Source organism: Streptomyces sp. NPDC090106 (genome assembly GCF_044747265.1).
Lineage (GTDB): Bacteria > Actinomycetota > Actinomycetes > Streptomycetales > Streptomycetaceae > Streptomyces.
The window spans coordinates 329341-344750 of the sequence record NZ_JBIVDS010000003.1 but is presented as its reverse complement, the minus strand read 5'-3'; the positions used below and the strand labels follow the sequence as shown (position 1 = coordinate 344750).

Annotated in this window: 12 protein-coding genes; 5 read left to right on the top strand and 7 right to left on the bottom strand. The window is 71.5% G+C overall.

Annotation, left to right across the window (positions count from 1 at the left end; all coding sequences use genetic code 11):
• Positions 1 to 2: 2 nt before the first annotated feature.
• Positions 3 to 767, bottom strand: a complete 765-nt coding sequence (locus tag ACIPSE_RS11470) for an SDR family oxidoreductase (RefSeq protein ID WP_401660608.1) — start codon at positions 765 to 767, stop codon at positions 3 to 5.
• Between the two features lie 184 nt (positions 768 to 951).
• Complete coding sequence (locus ACIPSE_RS11465; RefSeq protein WP_401661717.1) at positions 952 to 1017, bottom strand: putative leader peptide; 66 nt, start codon at positions 1015 to 1017, stop codon at positions 952 to 954.
• 234 nt (positions 1018 to 1251) lie between these two features.
• Between ACIPSE_RS11465 and ACIPSE_RS11460 the strand changes: the two genes are divergently transcribed.
• Positions 1252 to 2916: a serine/threonine-protein kinase gene (locus ACIPSE_RS11460; RefSeq protein ID WP_401660605.1), complete on the top strand. Its 1665-nt coding sequence runs from the start codon at positions 1252 to 1254 to the stop codon at positions 2914 to 2916.
• Between the two features lie 278 nt (positions 2917 to 3194).
• On the opposite strand, the gene ACIPSE_RS11455 is transcribed toward ACIPSE_RS11460, so the two are convergent.
• The 3 genes from ACIPSE_RS11455 to ACIPSE_RS11445 all read right to left on the bottom strand — a co-directional run bounded on the left by ACIPSE_RS11455 (position 3195) and on the right by ACIPSE_RS11445 (position 6477).
• Positions 3195 to 3464 (bottom strand): hypothetical protein, encoded by a 270-nt coding sequence (locus ACIPSE_RS11455; RefSeq protein WP_401660602.1) that lies wholly within the window; start codon positions 3462 to 3464, stop codon positions 3195 to 3197.
• A gap of 34 nt (positions 3465 to 3498) precedes the next feature.
• Complete coding sequence (locus ACIPSE_RS11450; RefSeq protein WP_401660599.1) at positions 3499 to 5523, bottom strand: DUF6461 domain-containing protein; 2025 nt, start codon at positions 5521 to 5523, stop codon at positions 3499 to 3501.
• Positions 5524 to 5622: 99 nt separating this feature from the next.
• A complete protein-coding gene (locus ACIPSE_RS11445; protein ID WP_401660596.1) occupies positions 5623 to 6477 on the bottom strand; it encodes a YwqG family protein in 855 nt (284 codons plus the stop codon).
• Positions 6478 to 6637: 160 nt separating this feature from the next.
• On the opposite strand from ACIPSE_RS11445, the gene ACIPSE_RS11440 reads away from it, so the two are divergent.
• On the top strand, positions 6638 to 7231 hold the full coding sequence (locus tag ACIPSE_RS11440; RefSeq protein WP_401660593.1) for a helix-turn-helix domain-containing protein: 594 nt from the start codon (positions 6638 to 6640) through the stop codon (positions 7229 to 7231).
• Positions 7232 to 7248: 17 nt separating this feature from the next.
• Here the strand turns inward: ACIPSE_RS11440 and ACIPSE_RS11435 are convergent, their stop codons facing one another.
• On the bottom strand, positions 7249 to 8280 hold the full coding sequence (locus ACIPSE_RS11435; RefSeq protein ID WP_401660590.1) for an SMP-30/gluconolactonase/LRE family protein: 1032 nt from the start codon (positions 8278 to 8280) through the stop codon (positions 7249 to 7251).
• A 203-nt stretch (positions 8281 to 8483) separates the two neighbouring features.
• Here ACIPSE_RS11435 and ACIPSE_RS11430 point away from each other — a divergent pair, with 203 nt between their 5' ends.
• Both ACIPSE_RS11430 and ACIPSE_RS11425 read left to right on the top strand, forming a co-directional pair.
• Positions 8484 to 10292, top strand: coding sequence for a flavin-containing monooxygenase (locus tag ACIPSE_RS11430; RefSeq protein WP_401660587.1), 1809 nt, complete (start codon positions 8484 to 8486; stop codon positions 10290 to 10292).
• A gap of 156 nt (positions 10293 to 10448) precedes the next feature.
• Positions 10449 to 13448 carry a beta-N-acetylglucosaminidase domain-containing protein gene (locus tag ACIPSE_RS11425; RefSeq protein WP_401661714.1) on the top strand — a complete coding sequence of 1000 codons (3000 nt, stop codon included), beginning with the start codon at positions 10449 to 10451 and terminating at the stop codon, positions 13446 to 13448.
• Positions 13449 to 13520: 72 nt separating this feature from the next.
• On the opposite strand, the gene ACIPSE_RS11420 is transcribed toward ACIPSE_RS11425, so the two are convergent.
• Positions 13521 to 14285 (bottom strand): sugar isomerase domain-containing protein, encoded by a 765-nt coding sequence (locus ACIPSE_RS11420; protein ID WP_401660584.1) that lies wholly within the window; start codon positions 14283 to 14285, stop codon positions 13521 to 13523.
• Between the two features lie 186 nt (positions 14286 to 14471).
• On the opposite strand from ACIPSE_RS11420, the gene ACIPSE_RS11415 reads away from it, so the two are divergent.
• On the top strand, positions 14472 to 15365 hold the full coding sequence (locus ACIPSE_RS11415; protein WP_401660581.1) for a MurR/RpiR family transcriptional regulator: 894 nt from the start codon (positions 14472 to 14474) through the stop codon (positions 15363 to 15365).
• Positions 15366 to 15410 lie beyond the last annotated feature (45 nt).

Sequence of the window (15410 nt, the reverse complement as noted above, 5' to 3'; positions counted from 1 at the left end):
GGTCAGCGGAAGGTGTATCCGCCGTCCGGGTAGAGCGTCGATCCGGTGGTGTACCCGTTGGTGAACAGGAACAGCACGGCGTGCGCGATCTCGTCCTCCGTGCCGGTGCGGTGAAGCACCGTGTCGCGCTCGTACTGGGCGAAGGCGGCGTCCCGGTCGGCGGCCGGGCGACCCGCCCACAAGTGGCCGTCGACGGTGCCGGGCGACACGACGTTGACCCGCACCGGGGCGAGTTCGACGGCCAGGCCCCGGCCCAAGCCCTCGATCGCCGCGTTGCACGCCGCGTAGGCCGGGGCGGGGCCGGGCGGCCGGGCTCCGGCGGCGCCCGCCATCAGGACGACGGACGCGTCCCCGGACAGCTTCGGAGCCGCGTGCCGCACGGCGTGGTACTGGCCCCAGAACTTCGACGTGAACGGACTCTCCGCGTCCCGCGCGTCCAACTCCCTCAGCGGGCCCACCCGGTAGGTCGCCGCAGTGGTGAACAGATGGTCGACGCGGTCCACTTCGGCGAAGAGCGCCGCGAGGGACTCCTCGTCCGTCACATCGACGGTCCGCCACCGTACGGCGTCACCACCGCCGAGTTCGTCCGCGGCCCGGGCCAACCGGTCCTCCGTCCGCCCTCCGAGCACGACGTGTGCGCCCGCGGCGACCGCGTGATGCGCGACCCGCAGCCCGATGCCGGAACCGCCGCCGATCAGGACCACCGTTCGGCCGACCAGGGAGGAACCGCCCAGGGACGTGTGGGGGCGGGAAGGGAGTTGGGTCATGGAAGCAACCTCTCGAAGACGAAATGAAGTACTCGCGGCTGACGGGCAGGCCGAGGGGCGCCGGTTCAGCCCGGCAAGCGTGTTCGGGGCGCGCGTGAGATCAGCCGCGTGCCGGGAATGTCAGGGGTTCATGCAATGAAGACGGAGCAGCACGGAGCGCTCCGTGGCGTGCCGGGAACGGCCGTCAACACATGGAGGAGGAGACACGCATCAGGTCGACGTGGCGTCGGCCGTACAACCCCTGTGACATGAGCGGCACCTTACCTCCCCGTTTCACCAGGTAGCGGGCCGTCCCGGCATCCGAGCCGGGTACCGGGGCGCGCCGGCCTCCGGCGAGGGGTGCGAGGCCACCCCGGCGGTCTCCGCGGGACGGCATGGAGCACCGTCACTCTCCGCTATGCTCGGGCCTGCTTTCATTCGAACGACAACCGAACTGGTCATGCCGACGTGCCCAGTTCGCGGCGAAAGGCACCTGAGAAAGCTCGTGAGATCCGAAGACGGCGTCACTCCTTCCGCGACCGGTCCCAACGGCTCACAGAGGCTGATCGCTGACCGGTACCTGCTGCACGACATGATCGGCAGGGGCGGCATGGGTACCGTCTGGCGCGCCCACGACCAGTTGCTCGACCGGCCGGTGGCCGCCAAGGAGATCTACGTCCACGCCGGGGGCGGCGAGGACCCCAAGGTCCGTATGCACCGCGCCGTCCGCGAGGCCCGCGCGGTGGCCCGGGTGCCTCACCCGCATGTCGTCGGCGTCCACGACCTGGTCGAGGCCGAGGACCGGCTGTGGATCGTCATGGAGCTGGTCGACGGCCCGTCCCTCGGCCATCACGTCGAGAAGAACGGCCCGCTCACCCCGCAGCAGACCGCCGCACTGGGCGTGCAGATCCTCGACGCCCTGGTCGCCGTCCACGCGGCGGGCACCCTGCACCGCGACGTGAAGCCGGCGAACGTTCTGCTGCGCCGCAACGGCAACGCTGTCATCACCGACTTCGGCATCGCCGCCCTGGACGACGGGGAGTTCCTCACCACCACGGGCGAACTGGTCGGCTCGCTCGACTACATGGCGCCCGAGCGGGTCACCGGCGACCCCGTCGGCCCTTCCTCCGACCTGTGGTCGCTGGGCGCGACGCTCGCCACGGTGTGCACCGGCCAGTCCCCCTTCCGCAGGCCGGGACGGCCCGCCACCCTGCACGCGGTCGCCTACGACGAACCTACGCTGCCCGACCGGATCGGCTCGCTGCGGTCGGTCACGGAGTCGATGCTGCGCAAGAAGCCCGAGGAACGGCCCTCCGCCGCCGACATCCGTGCAGCGCTCCAGCAGGTGGCGCAGGGCCAGGAGATCGGTCCGCTGCCGTCGGCGACGGTCCACGTGCAGTGGCCCTCCCCGACCGTGGCCGACGCCCAGACGATGACGTACGACGGGCCGGCCATATCCCGGGCGGCGACAGCCGTGCACACCACCGCGCTCGGCGCCGCCGCGCCGGGCACCGCCACCGGCCCGACCCCGGGCGGGGAGCAACGACCGCCCAGGCAGAAGTGGCTGTGGTGGGCGATCGGCGGCGTGGCGCTGGTCGTCGCGGGCGCGGCGGGCGGGCTGCTGCTGTCCGGCGCGGGTGTCTCCGACGACCGGGCGGACGACAAGGCCGACGCCTCGGCCTCCGCACCCGCCGACTCGTCCGCCTCCGCCCAGCCCGCCACGGACCCGACACCGTCACCCACGCCCACGCCCACGCCCTCCGGGACGATCGTGACCAAGGTCGTCGACTCCACCTCCGGCTGGCAGGCCGTCGAGGGGGCGGACGTCGTGAGCGGTGACCAGGTGACGGTGGAGTTCGTGTCGGGCGGCTGGACGGTCGACTTCAACCGCCTCCCGGACAGCGGGCCCGCGGGCTACGACGCCGAGACCGAGAAGCAGCTGGCGGGCGCGGAGTCCTGCAAGGTGCTGGCGGACTCCCCCTTCGCCGCCCTGCTCGTCGCCCTCAGCGGTCCCGAGAACCCCGAGGTCCGGGTGGTCGGCCAGAGCGTCACCTTCCAGGCCGACGCCGAGGGAACCGTCGCGCTCACGGTCAACGACACCGCCGGTTCGTGCTCGTCGGACAACCGGGGGTCGATGACGGTGACGGTCACCGTCACCCACGCCCGGTAGGACCGGGTGGATCCTCTGAGCCGGACCCGCGCGCGACCGGCCCCGGAGTACGGCCGGTCAGCGCAGCACGGCGGCGAGCCCCGCGCTGAACGCCCGGATCATCAGCCACCTGCCCCGGAGCAGCCGCAGACCGAATCCCAGGACCCATCGCCGACGAACTGACCCGCCGTGGGCGGCACCCTCAGTCTGCACCAACCGTCCGCACGGTCTGACCGTGCAGTTCCGGCCGCCGCCCACGGACCCACGCCGCCCATGGGCACGGCGCGGGGGCCGAACGCTCAGCCGTACACACCTCGCCGGTACCGGACCGCCCCAGGCTGCAAGGGCACCGGGGCCGTGCCGATCGCGTACCTCTCGTCCAGGTGGGCGCCCGGCACCTCGGGACCGGGCAGGGTCTGCCGGGCCGCGAACATCGCCCGGGTCACCTCGTAGGCGTCGGCCGAGCCGTCTCCGAGAGCGAGCCCTACGTCAGCGGCGCCGGAGCCCAGGAGCCGCGGGTTGCGAATGCCGACGGAGGTGTTGAGCACGTCGATCCGCAGGGACTCCACCCGCCGGTCGTCGTCACGCGCCGCCTCTTCCCGTTCACCACCGAGACGGGATGATCACCCAGCGCGCGGTGCCGGTCACGTCCGCCACCGTGGGCCGTACGCCCGCGGTGCGGCAGAGCAGTTCCAGGTTCTGGTGGAACGCGACGTCCAACGGGTCGTCCGCGCCCATCACCGCCATGGCCGCCAGGACCTCCGGTGTGCTCGGCTCCTCGCTGCCCTCCTCGGAGTGGTCGGCCACGATCTCGCCGTCGCGGTACACGAGGAAGCTCCTGTCCGCGTTGACGCTGCTGTAGCAGGAGACGGCGAAGGTCCCCTTGGACAGCTCCGGGCTGCCGAGGCCCGCCGCGCTGTTGGGCTCCACCAGCAAGGTGTGCGGGCCGAGGGCGAACGCCGCGACCAGGACGTCCTCCACCTCGGAGTCCTCGATCTCGCTCTGCGTCAGCAGGTCCTCCCAGGTGCCCGTGCGGACCCGGTCCGGGTCGGCTCCCAGTCGCAGCAGTGCCTCGTCGGGTGTCGTGTCGTGCACCACGGTCGCGCAGTACGCGACCTGGCCGGTCAGCTCCTCCATCCACGCTTCGAAGTCCTCGGCCTCGGCCTGTGCCTCGAAGGCCGAAGCGGTATCCGAAGCGGCGGCTTCGGGCGTCTCCTCGCCGTTGCGCCAGACGACCGTTCCGTCCGCGCGGCACAGCAGGACTTCTCCTGCCTCCACGCGCAGTTCGTCGGCGGGACCGGCGAGCGCCGGCCGGTCGGTGTCGTCGTCGAGGATGCGCAGCATGCCGTGCGCGTCCAGGAGCAGTCCTGGCTGTTCGGCCTCTCCCAGATGCGCGTACCAGAGCCAGGTGCCGTCCGCCCCGAACAGGACGAGGCGCCGGTCGTCGTAGTGTCCGAGTACGGTGCTGCCGTCGGCGGAGGTGAGGGCGTGCCGGCGCAGCGTCTGTCCTCTGCGCAGCAGCGCGCCGCGCGGACTGTCCACGGCCGGAGCCTCGCAGGAGGCGTGCGTGTCCACGGACCAGACCGCGCGGCCGTCGGCGTCGAGCAGCTCCACCCGGCCGTCGTCCTCGACCACGAGCCGCCCGGCTCCCGAACCCGCGGTGCCCGATCCCCACACCCGCGCGCCGTGCGGGTTGCGCACCACCAGCTCGCCGTCGGTGGTCAGTTCGGCCCAGCCGCCGTCCGCCCAGTGCGTGCCCGTCGACCACACCACACGGTCCTCGGCGTGGCAGCGCAGGGCCAGGTCGCCGCTTCCCAGGTGGACGAGCGTGTGCGAGCCGGAGGCCGAGGTGAGGGACTGGTGGCGGAGGCGCCCGCCGGCGCCCAGTTCGGGTCCGCCGTAGGCGTAGGGCTCTCCCTGGGCGGCCGGTTCGGCGGGGCTCTGCGTGCCCTCGTTCCACAGGACGGCACCCGCCGCGTCCGTGAGACAGAGCATGCGCGCCTTCGACTTCCTGCCCTTGATCGGCAGCATGCGCCAGCCGAGCACGGTGCCTTCCTGGTCCATCCAGTCGACCAACGGCCCGGACAGGGCGTAGCTTCCGCCGCCGCCGTTCTTCCACTGCTCGCTGATCCGGAGCCAGCCGTCCTGTTCGCGCACGACCGTCCGCCGCTTCTTGTCCTCGTTCACGAGGAAGTGGTCGGCGTCGATGGCGGCCACCGGCACGGAGTCCCGGAGCGCCCGGGCCTCGACCGGCCCGGTACGTATGTTGGCGACGCGGACGTGCACGCCGTCGAGCAGTTCCAGGTCGCCCTCGTCGGTGAGGATCAGATGGAGAGCGCCCTGGGCCGCGAAACCCGACCACCAGACGGTCTCGTGGCTGTCCCACGCCTCGACCTGCACCTCGTACCGCTGGCCCAGCAGGAGCCGTCCGGTGGCGCCGGCCCGCCACGTGACTTCGCCGCGCTCCGTGTCGGTGATCACCGCGACGTTCTCGTCGTCGTAATGCAGCACGTACCGCCCGGAGGGCGAGCAGAGCCGCTCGTCCTCGTAGAGGCGGTTGAACTGGAGTAACTCGCGCATGGTGACCTCGTTCTGGTGCCGGGTGCCCGCGACTTGTGCGGTGGGCATGATCGGCATTGTGTCGGGTGCCACTGACATCCGGCCGACCGGTGGGGGGTGCAGTGGCGCCGCCGGCCAGAACACCTGCGTTGGTTCAGGTCGACGTGTTCAGACCTGCACGGTGAGCCGGGCCCGGTCCAAGCGCTGAGCGGCGAGGTCCTCAGGGCGGATCAGCCAGTAGAGGGTGCCCTCGTCGCCCCAGGACGTCTTCGCGGCACGGTCGCTGTCGAACTGGGCGAGCAGTACCCAGCGTCGGGCTTCCTGGTCCAGCGTCCTGTCGCCCCACTCGTGCATGCCGTCGAGCGCGGCTGCCGCGATCTCGTACTCCACCGGGCCCTGGACGGGTACGGCATGTCCGCCGATCTGGTGGCCGATCCGGGTGCGCAGGCGTCCGAAGGCGCGGACGAAAGACCTGAGTTCGGCCGGGGTGTCGCGGCGGTGCGGCCACGGCCGGGTGTCGCCGAGCAGGGCGCGCCGGGCCTGCGGCAGCCACAGATCGGGGGCGCTCCGCCCTACCGCCGCCGCGAGGTCCACGCGCGGGAACGCTTCCAGGCCAGGGGGCGTTCGCGCCGGGAGAGCGGAGGCGCCCTCGGGGAGGTACAGCACCTGGGCTCCGGCCCAGCTCTCGGGATCGCCGGCGGACACGAAGGCGTCTTCGTCGGCTTGACCGTCGAAGCAGAAGAAGAGCAGGGTCCCTTCGCGGGGGAACTCCTCGGCCAGCCCTTCTCTCGGCAGTGCTGCGCACCGCACGGAGGCCACGAAGGACAGCGGCCCGTGTCCGGGCCACTCGGGCCAGGCGACACCGGCCGGAAGGCCCGGCACCCCGCCGAGCCGGGCCACGGCCGGCGCATCCCCTTCGGCCCGACGCAGACGCACGCACGGGCGCAGGAGCCCCGTCCAGCGCCGGGCGACATCGCCGGGCAGATGCTCGACGGCGAGCCGACCGTACTGCTCATCAGTCATGGGGCTCATCATCGACGACCCCACTGACACCGTGGACTTCTCGCCCCGCCCTCAGACCCACGCCCTCAGCCTCCAGGCCCCAGACCCACGCCCCCACGCCCCCAGGCCCCCAGGCCCCCGCCCCCAGCTCCCCGCGACGCCCGATCGATATCCTCGCCATGTGACCGAGAGACTTCTTACCGACGGGCGGCGGCCCCTGAACGACGGGCCCAGAGCCGCCGCTCGCAACCGCGCCGCCCTGATCACCGCCGCGCGGGAGGTCTACGCCGAGTCCGGTCTCGGAGCACCGCTGTCCGCCATCGCACGGCAGGCGGGCGTCGGCCAGGGCGTGCTGTACCGGCACTTCCCGGACCGTACCGCTCTCGTGATCGCCATCCTGGAGGAGAACGTCCGGCAGATCGAGCTGGCGGCGGCGCAGCCCGGCATGGACATCAGCAGGATGCTCGGGGTGCTCACCTGGCACCAGACGGAGTCGGCCGCGTTCGTCGGCATGCTCCGCGCGGACGTGGAGGACGGCCGCTCGACCGTGCCCGCGTTCGCGTCGGCGCTGTCGCACCGGGTGGAGACGGCGCTGCGCACGCACCTGCCGGAGGACCACCGTCTCGCCGCGCGGCCGGAAGACCTCACGATCGCCATCGGGATGGTGTCCGGCGCCGTCGTCGGCCCCACCCGGGCGGACCGTGAGCGCCGGGCGCTGGCGGCGTGGCGGCTGCTCGGTGTCGAGGTGGGGCCGGTGCGGCAGTTCGAGGCGTAGGAGCGGGGAAGAGCCCTTCAGCCGCCGTTGGACTGGCGGATGCCCGCGGCCAGTGCGTCGAAGCGGTACAGGAACCCTCCGTCCGGCCCGCTGACCGTCATGTACGCCGTGGTGCCGTGAGGCGTGATGGCCACGTTGGTCGCGGAGGTGAGGCCCTTGGCGTCCCGGGCGGGTATCTCGACGGTCGCCAGACGCTGTCCGGTGCGGCTGTAGACGGCCATCGCGGGCCTGCCGTGGAGCCCTTGGTAGAGGTTGCCGTCGGCGTCCACGGCGAGGGAGTCGGTCTGCGCGATGCCACCGTCGACGCGGATGGCGGTGTGCCGGGCCGTCACACGGCCTTCGTCGTCCAACTGCATGTAGGAGACGCGGTTCTCGGTCAGTTCGCTGAACCACAGGCCGCGGTAGCCGGTGTCGAAGGAGATCCCGTTGGGTGCGGCGAGGCGGTCCGCGAGGACGGTGGCCGTGCGGCCCTCGCGGTCGATCCGCACGATGCGGCCGGCGGCGGCCTGGGTGCCGCACGAGTCGTGCGAATCGCTGATGTAGAGGTTGCCGTCCTGGTCGAAGGCCAGGTCGTCCGGGTGCATCGGTGCTCCGTCGACCTCGCCGGAGAAGAAGGTCTGCCGGTCACCGCCGTCCGCGGCCAGACTGACGATGTCTCCGTGGGCGTAGTCGGTGAGGTAGACGCGCCCGTCGTACGGGCTGAACTGGGCCGAGGTGTAGGCGCCTCGGTCGTCCGTGTGGAAGGGGTCGGCGGTCTTCTCGCGGACGTCGACGCGCAGGACCTTCGGTTCACCGGCGGGCGCGGTGACGTCGACGACGAGCAGGCCGCCGTCCTCGCTGAAGGTCGGCCCCTCCAGCAGGGTCATCCCGGTCCGCGGGTGCGGCTGTGTCAGCTTCATCGTCTGGTGCGCGCGGATGACTCTGCCCTCGCCGGAGGCCGCGGCCGGGCCCTCGGCGACGGTGCCGCCGGTCTGGGTCCCGCACCCGGCGAGGGCCAGCATGCCGATCGCGGTGAGTGCCGCGAGGGGGCGGATCGAGGGCTGACGCATGGCGATCAACGTTCCTTCCGGGATGTCCGAGTGTCTGCACAAGTGAGCATGTGGATGTGCGGCAGCAACCGCCACCTCAACCGGACAACACTGTCCGGTTCTTGTTACCGTACTGCACGGCCACTCAAGTCCACTGCCCCACAGCCGACTTCATGGACGCGATGGCCTTGTCTCAGCGAACGAGAAGGAACGAGGCCCCCCACATGGAACATTCGCGGCAGACATCCGACGAGGACCTCGCGTCGCTCCGGGAGCGCTACCGAGCCGAACGGGAGCGACGGGTGCGGCCCGACGGCGTGCGGCAATACCTCGCCGCCGACGCCCGGTTCGGCTACTACGCCACCGACCCCTACACGCCGGAACAGTCACCGCGCGAGCCGCTGCGCGACCGGGTGGACGTCGCGGTCGTCGGCGGCGGCTTCGGCGGTGTCCTCGCCGGTGCGCGGCTGCGCCGGGCGGGCGTCGACCGCATCCGCGTGATCGAGACGGGAGGCGACTTCGGGGGAACCTGGTACTGGAACCGGTACCCCGGCATCCACTGCGACATCGAGGCACACGTCTACCTGCCGCTGCTGGACGAAACCGGATACGTGCCGGAGTGGAAATACGCGCCCGGCGAGGAGATCCGCCGCCACGCGATGCGTATCGCGGAGAAGTTCGGCCTCTACGCCGACGCCCTGTTCTCCACCTCGGTCACCTCGCTCACCTGGGACGAGGCTTCCGAGACGTGGATCGTGACGACGGACCGCGGCGACACGTTCCACGCCACCTACGTCGTCACGGCCACCGGCACCCTGTCCGAGCTCAAACTGCCCGGCATACCCGGCATCGAGACGTTCCAGGGCCACACCTTCCACACCTCACGCTGGGACTACGGCTACACGGGCGGCACACCCGACGGCGGCCTCACCAAGCTCGCCGACAAACGTGTGGGCGTGGTGGGCACCGGCGCCACCGGCATCCAGGTGGTCCCGAAGCTCGCCGAGGACGCCGCGCACCTCTACGTCTTCCAGCGCACCCCGTCGACCGTGGACGTGCGCGGCAACCGCCGGACGACGGCCCAGGACGTGAACGCCGACCGCCCGGGCTGGGCGGCCGAACGACGGGACAACTTCCTGCGGATCGTGTCCGGTGAGACAGCGGACCAGGACCTGGTGGCGGACCAGTGGACCCGGTCGGCGGGCCTTCTGGAGAAGCTCCTGCCCAGCTTCCGGCGCCCGGCGGACACGACGGGCTTCGAAGCCGCCTACGAGGCGGCCGACACCGCCAAGATGAACGAGATCCGCGCCCGCGTCGACGAGGTCGTCACCGATCCCCGGACGGCGCGGGCCCTCAAACCCTGGTACCGGTACGCCTGCAAGCGCCCGACCTTCTCCGACCTGTACCTCCAGGCCTTCAACCGGGACAACGTCACCCTCGTCGACACCGCGGACACGCACGGCATCGAGCGGATGACCGCGCGCGGCGTCGTCGTCGGCGACACCGAGTACGCGCTCGACTGCCTCGTCTTCGCCACCGGCTTCTCCGTCGGCCGCTCCGGGATCACTTCGGGACGCCTGCCCGTGCACGGACGCGACGGTGTCCCCCTCCTGGACGCGTGGCGGGAGCGGGGGCCGCGCACCCTGCACGGCTTCACCTGCAACGGCTTCCCCAACCTCATCCAGCTGGGCGGCACGCAGAACGCGGCCAGCGTCAACTACACCCACGTCCTGGACGAGCACGCCGTCCACGCCGCCGCGCTGATCGCCGCCGCCGAAGCGGAGGGGGCCCTGGTCGAACCCTCTCCTCAGGCCGAGGACGACTGGATCGCCACCATGCGGGACGGCGCCCCCGACCACGCGTGGTTCCACGCCGAATGCACGCCCGGCTACTACAACGCGGAGGGCCGCGGGCGTCCGAACGGACCCCACGCCTATCCGCACGGCGCGGCGGCCTTCTCCGACCTGCTCGAGCGATGGCGCAAGGAGTCGATGCACGAGGCCCTGCGCGCCAGAAGCACCGACCTCACCTGAACCACCGGGCCCGAGGGCGCGACTTCCCCGCGCCGTTTGACGCCACCACGCACCATTGAATGAACCATTCACCACCTCTAGCATCATCAGGTGGCTTCATTTATCAGGTTCAGATGGACGGCCGCCTTGGCGCTGGCCGTCGGACTCGCCGCCCCGATGGCTCCCGCCGCGGCCGTACCGCGTCAGCCCGCCCCGCAGGTGTGGCCGACCCCGCAGAGCGTGCACACGGAACCGGGCCGGCTGGCCGTCCCCCGACGGGTCGTCGAGGTCGTCGGCCCCGGCACCGATCCCTCGGCCCGCAAGGTCGTCGAGGCGACCCTCAAGGCGTCCGGCGCCGAACGCGTCACCACCGTCCACGCCGGTGACCGTGTCCCCGACGCCGGCCTGACGGTCTACGTCGGCGGTCCAGGCGAGAGCCGCGCCACCGCCGGGGCGCTGAAACGCCTCAAGGCAGGCTCCCCGGCAGGTCTCGCCCCCGGCGGCTACGTCCTCGCCTCCGGACGCAGCGAGGGCCGCTCCCTGCTCGCCCTCTCCGGGGTCGACACCACCGGCACCTTCTACGCGGCCCAGACCCTGCGCCAACTCCTGGACGACAGAGACGAGTTGCCGGTCACCACGATCCGCGACTGGCCGAGCGCCGCGCTGCGCGGGGTCGTCGAGGGCTTCTACGGCACCCCCTGGACGCACGCCGAGCGGCTCAGCCAGCTCGACTTCTACGGCCGTACGAAGCAGAACGTGTACGTCTACTCCCCCAAGGACGACGAGTATCTGCGCGCCCGCTGGCGGGACGAGTACCCGCCAGCCGAACTCGGCCGGTTGAAGGAGCTGGTGGACCGGGCCGACGCCGACCACGTCCGGTTCACCTACGCGCTCTCCCCCGGCCTGTCGGTCTGCTACTCCTCCGACGCCGATGTCGAGGCGCTGACCGCGAAGTTCGACTCGCTGTACGCCATCGGTGTCCGCTCCTTCGCGATCCCGCTGGACGACATCAGCTACACCAAGTGGAACTGCCCGGCGGACGAGGAGGAGTTCGGCACGGGCGGCGGTGCGGCCGGTGCCGCGCAGGCGCGGTTGCTGAACACGGTCTGGGAGCGGTTCTCGGCCGGGCACTCCGGTCTCCAGCCCCTGGAGATGGTCCCCACCGAGTACTCCGACCTCGCCGACTCCCCGTACAAGAAGGCCCTGCGGGAGCGGCTGGACCCGTCGGTGGTCGTGGAGTGGACCGGTGTCGGCGTCATCGCGCCCACCCTCACCACGGACCAGGTGAGAAAGGCCCGCGAGGTCTACGGTCATCCGATCCTGATCTGGGACAACTACCCGGTCAACGACTATGTGACCAGCCGCCTCCTGCTGGGCCCTTACACGGGCCGCGAGGCGGGCGTCGCGAGCGAGGCGACCGGTGTGACCGCCAACCCGATGGTCCAGGGCGAGGCGAGCAGGCTGGCCCTGTTCACCTCGGCCGACTACCTCTGGAACCCGGCCGCCTACGACCCGCGCAAGGCGTTCCTCGCCTCCGTCCACGACCTCGGCGGTGCCCGGGCCGCCAAGTGGCTGAGGATCTTCGCCGAGAACAACTACTCCTCCCAGCTGGACGCGACCGAGTCCCCGACCCTGACCGGGCTCCTCGCGGCCTTCCGCGAGGCGTACGAGGAGAACCGCGGCCTGGACCGTGCCGCCACCGCGCTCAAGGGCTACTTCGCGGACATGGCCGCCACGCCCGCGCAGTTGCGCGCCCGTCTCGACAACCCCGGCTTCCTGGACGAGACCTCGGCCTGGCTGGACAAGCTCGGCAGCTACGGGACCGCCGGCGGAACGGCCGTGGAACTGCTGCTCGCCCACAAGGCGGGAGACACGGACGCCGCCTCGACGTACTGGGCCGAACTGCGCGCCGATCGGAAGGCGTTGGACGCGGTCCCGCAGCAGGTCGCGCCCGGGGTGATGGACCAGTTCCTCTACACGACGATGCTGGAGACCGCGCCCGACCCCGGAGTCGACGCCGCCTTCTCCCCGGCGTCCCTGTCGCTGAAGCCGGGGACGTCCGCCACCGTCACCCTCAAGCTGTCCGACACGGAGGCGAAGACCGTCGCCTGGAAGCTCGACGTGCCGGACGGCGTCACCGCCACCCCCGCCGAGGGCACGGCGACCACCCCGGCCTCGGTCACCGTCACGCTGACCGGCGGCACGAAGGGAGTCCACTCGGTCGTCGCCGAGGGCACCGGCATCCTCTCCCGCGCCCTGCCGGTCCAGGTCACCGACGGCTCGGGCACCTCGCATGCCCTGACCGCCGACTTCAGTGGCGGGTCGGTCAGTTCGATCGACCTGGCCACGAGGACCACGACGGACATCGCGGTCGGCGCCAACCCCGGTGACGTCGTGGTGAGCGGCGACGGCCGGACCGCCTACGCGGCCAACCAGGGTTCGAACACCGTCAGCGTGATCGACGTGGCGAAGAGCACGGTCACCGGCACGCTCCCGGTGGGCAAGGTCCCCGCGGGCCTCGCCCTCACCCCTGACGGCACCACCCTCTGGGTCGCCAACTACAGCGACGGCACGGTGCAGTCGATCGACACGTCCACCCTGAGAACGGGCACACCGATCCCCGTCGGTTCCGGCCCGGAGAACATGGCGATCACACCCGACGGCGCGACCCTGTACGTGGCCGACATCCACGACAACACGGTCAGCCCGGTGGACCTCACGACACAGCGGGCCGGCACCCCGATCCCGGTGGGGCCGAACCCCTTCAACGTGGTCGCGGCCCCGGACGGCGGGACGGTCTACGTCTCCGACTCCGGCGGCTCGACGGTCACCCCGATCGACACGACGACGAACGACACGGAACCGACCCTCCTGGTCACCGGCCAGGCCTACGGTCTCGCCCTCTCCCCCGACGGCCGCACGCTGTGGGTCAGCCCGAGCAACGGCGACCGCGTCACCCCGGTCGACACGGTGACGGGTGCCCCCGGAGAGCAGATCACCGTGGGCAGATCGGCCTTCGACGTGGCGCTCGACTGGAACGGTGCGACGGCCTACGTGACCACGGCGGACGGGAACGGGCTGGTGCCGGTGGACACCACGACCCACACCGCGGAAGAGCCCCTGCCCACCGGCGCGTACCCTCTGGCAGCGGCCCTGACTCCGGTGCCCGTCGAGTAGGGCATCCGAACCCGCCCAGGAGAACGGGGAGCCGCGCGGCCGGCCCGCGGCTCCCCGTGTTGCGCACATCCCTCAACTGGCCGTGCGCCGGATCCGCCCCGCGTACTTCTTCTCCAGCTCCAGATTCCCCTCGAAGCCCCCCGGGACGTTCGCCGACACGTAGACCGGCGGACGCTCTCCCGCGGCGATCAGCAGCCCCGCGGCCTCGGCGACAGCCATCTGCACCAAGGTCACGCCGGTCAGCGTGGACAGTGCGGACACCGCCCCGCCGCCCGGCATCCGGAGCAGCGCGTCTCCGACCGGCGCCGCGTTGTCCAGCACGACGTCCGCCAGATCGACCAGCTTCTTCCCGCTGGCATGCCCGGCGGCAACCGCCCGCGTGTGCGTGAGGGAGGTGATCGCCAGAATCCGGTGTCCCTGTTCCTTCGCGTGCAGCGCCATCTCCACGATCACGCTGTTGACCCCGGAGTTGGAGATGATCACGAACAGGTCCTCGGCCTGTGGCGCGGCCAGGTCGTACAGCCGCGCGGCGATCCCCGGCTCACGCTCCAGCAGGGGATCGCCGAGCACGCTCGGGTCGTCTCCGCCGAAGAGGACGAGGTCGGCCATCTGGAGCCGGTTCGTCGGCACCAACCCGCCCGCCCGGCCGGCGACTTCGAGCACCATGGCCTGGGAGTGGCCGGTGCCGAACGCCTGGATCACACCGTCGGCGCGCACGCAGTCGACGATCAGCTCGGCGGCGCGGCGGACGTCGTCGCGCGCGGACTCGGTGACGTGACGCAGGACGGTCAGGCTCTGTTCGGCGAAGGCCTGGGCGCTGACTGACTCGACGGACACGCTTCACTCCCCACTGGTTGATCGATGGAACACCACTGACGGACGGACCATCGGTGGTGGACGGAACACTGATGGATTGAATCACCATTCTGACACCTATGGGTGAATCAATAAATCACAGCATGGTCCTGGTATTCAATCCTCGGCCGGCAGGGTGGCTGCCACCCCCGCTGATACCTTCTTCCCATGCCTGCCACGGACGTCACCACACTGATCCGCACCGAGCTGCCCCGGCTGGCCGGTTCCCTGCGGAAGGTCGGCGAGCTGATCCTGGAGGATCCGGCCGCCGTCACCCACTGCTCCGCCGCCGAGCTGGGCCGCCGCACCGGCACCTCCCAGGCCACGGTGACACGGTTCTGCCGGGCCATCGGGCTCGACTCCTACCAGCATCTGCTGATCGAGCTGGCCCAGGAACGCGGGCGCAGCGAGGTCTCCGACTGGGGCAGCGCCGAGATCGGCCCGGACATCTCCCCGGACGACGACCTGGAGCGGGTCGTGCAGGTGGTCGGCACCGCCGACCTGCGCGCGGTGCAGCAGACCATCGACCGGATCGACCTCGACGCCCTGGAGCGCGCCGCGCAGGCGATGGCGCGGGCCCGGCGGATCGACGTGTACGGCGTCGGCGGCAGCGGTGCGGTGGCCCAGGAGACCGAGACCCGGCTGTTCCGGATCGGCTGCTCGGTGCGCGGCTGGTCCGAGGTGCACGGCGCGGCCACCTCCGCGGCCCTGCTCACCCCGGCGGACCTGGCGATCGGCATCTCGCACTCGGGGGCGACCCGGGAGACCATCGAGCCGCTGGAGCTGGCCAGCGAGCGCGGCGCGACGACCGTGGCGATCACCTCCGACCCTCGCTCGCCTCTGGCCCGCGCCGCCGACATCCGGCTGATCTCGGCGTCCGCCACGGAAACCAGTTTCCCCGGCCGCACCGGCAGCATCGGCGGCCGGCACTCGGTGCTGGTCCTCATCGACATCCTGTACGTGCGGGTCGCGCAGCTCACCTACCAGCGCTCCAGCGCCTCGCTGGCCCTCACCGACCACATCACGCCCCAGCACGCGCTGAAGAACCGCCGGGGCCGCTGAGCGCGGACGATCACGGCTCGGGCGGTGACGATCAAGGCTCAGTTT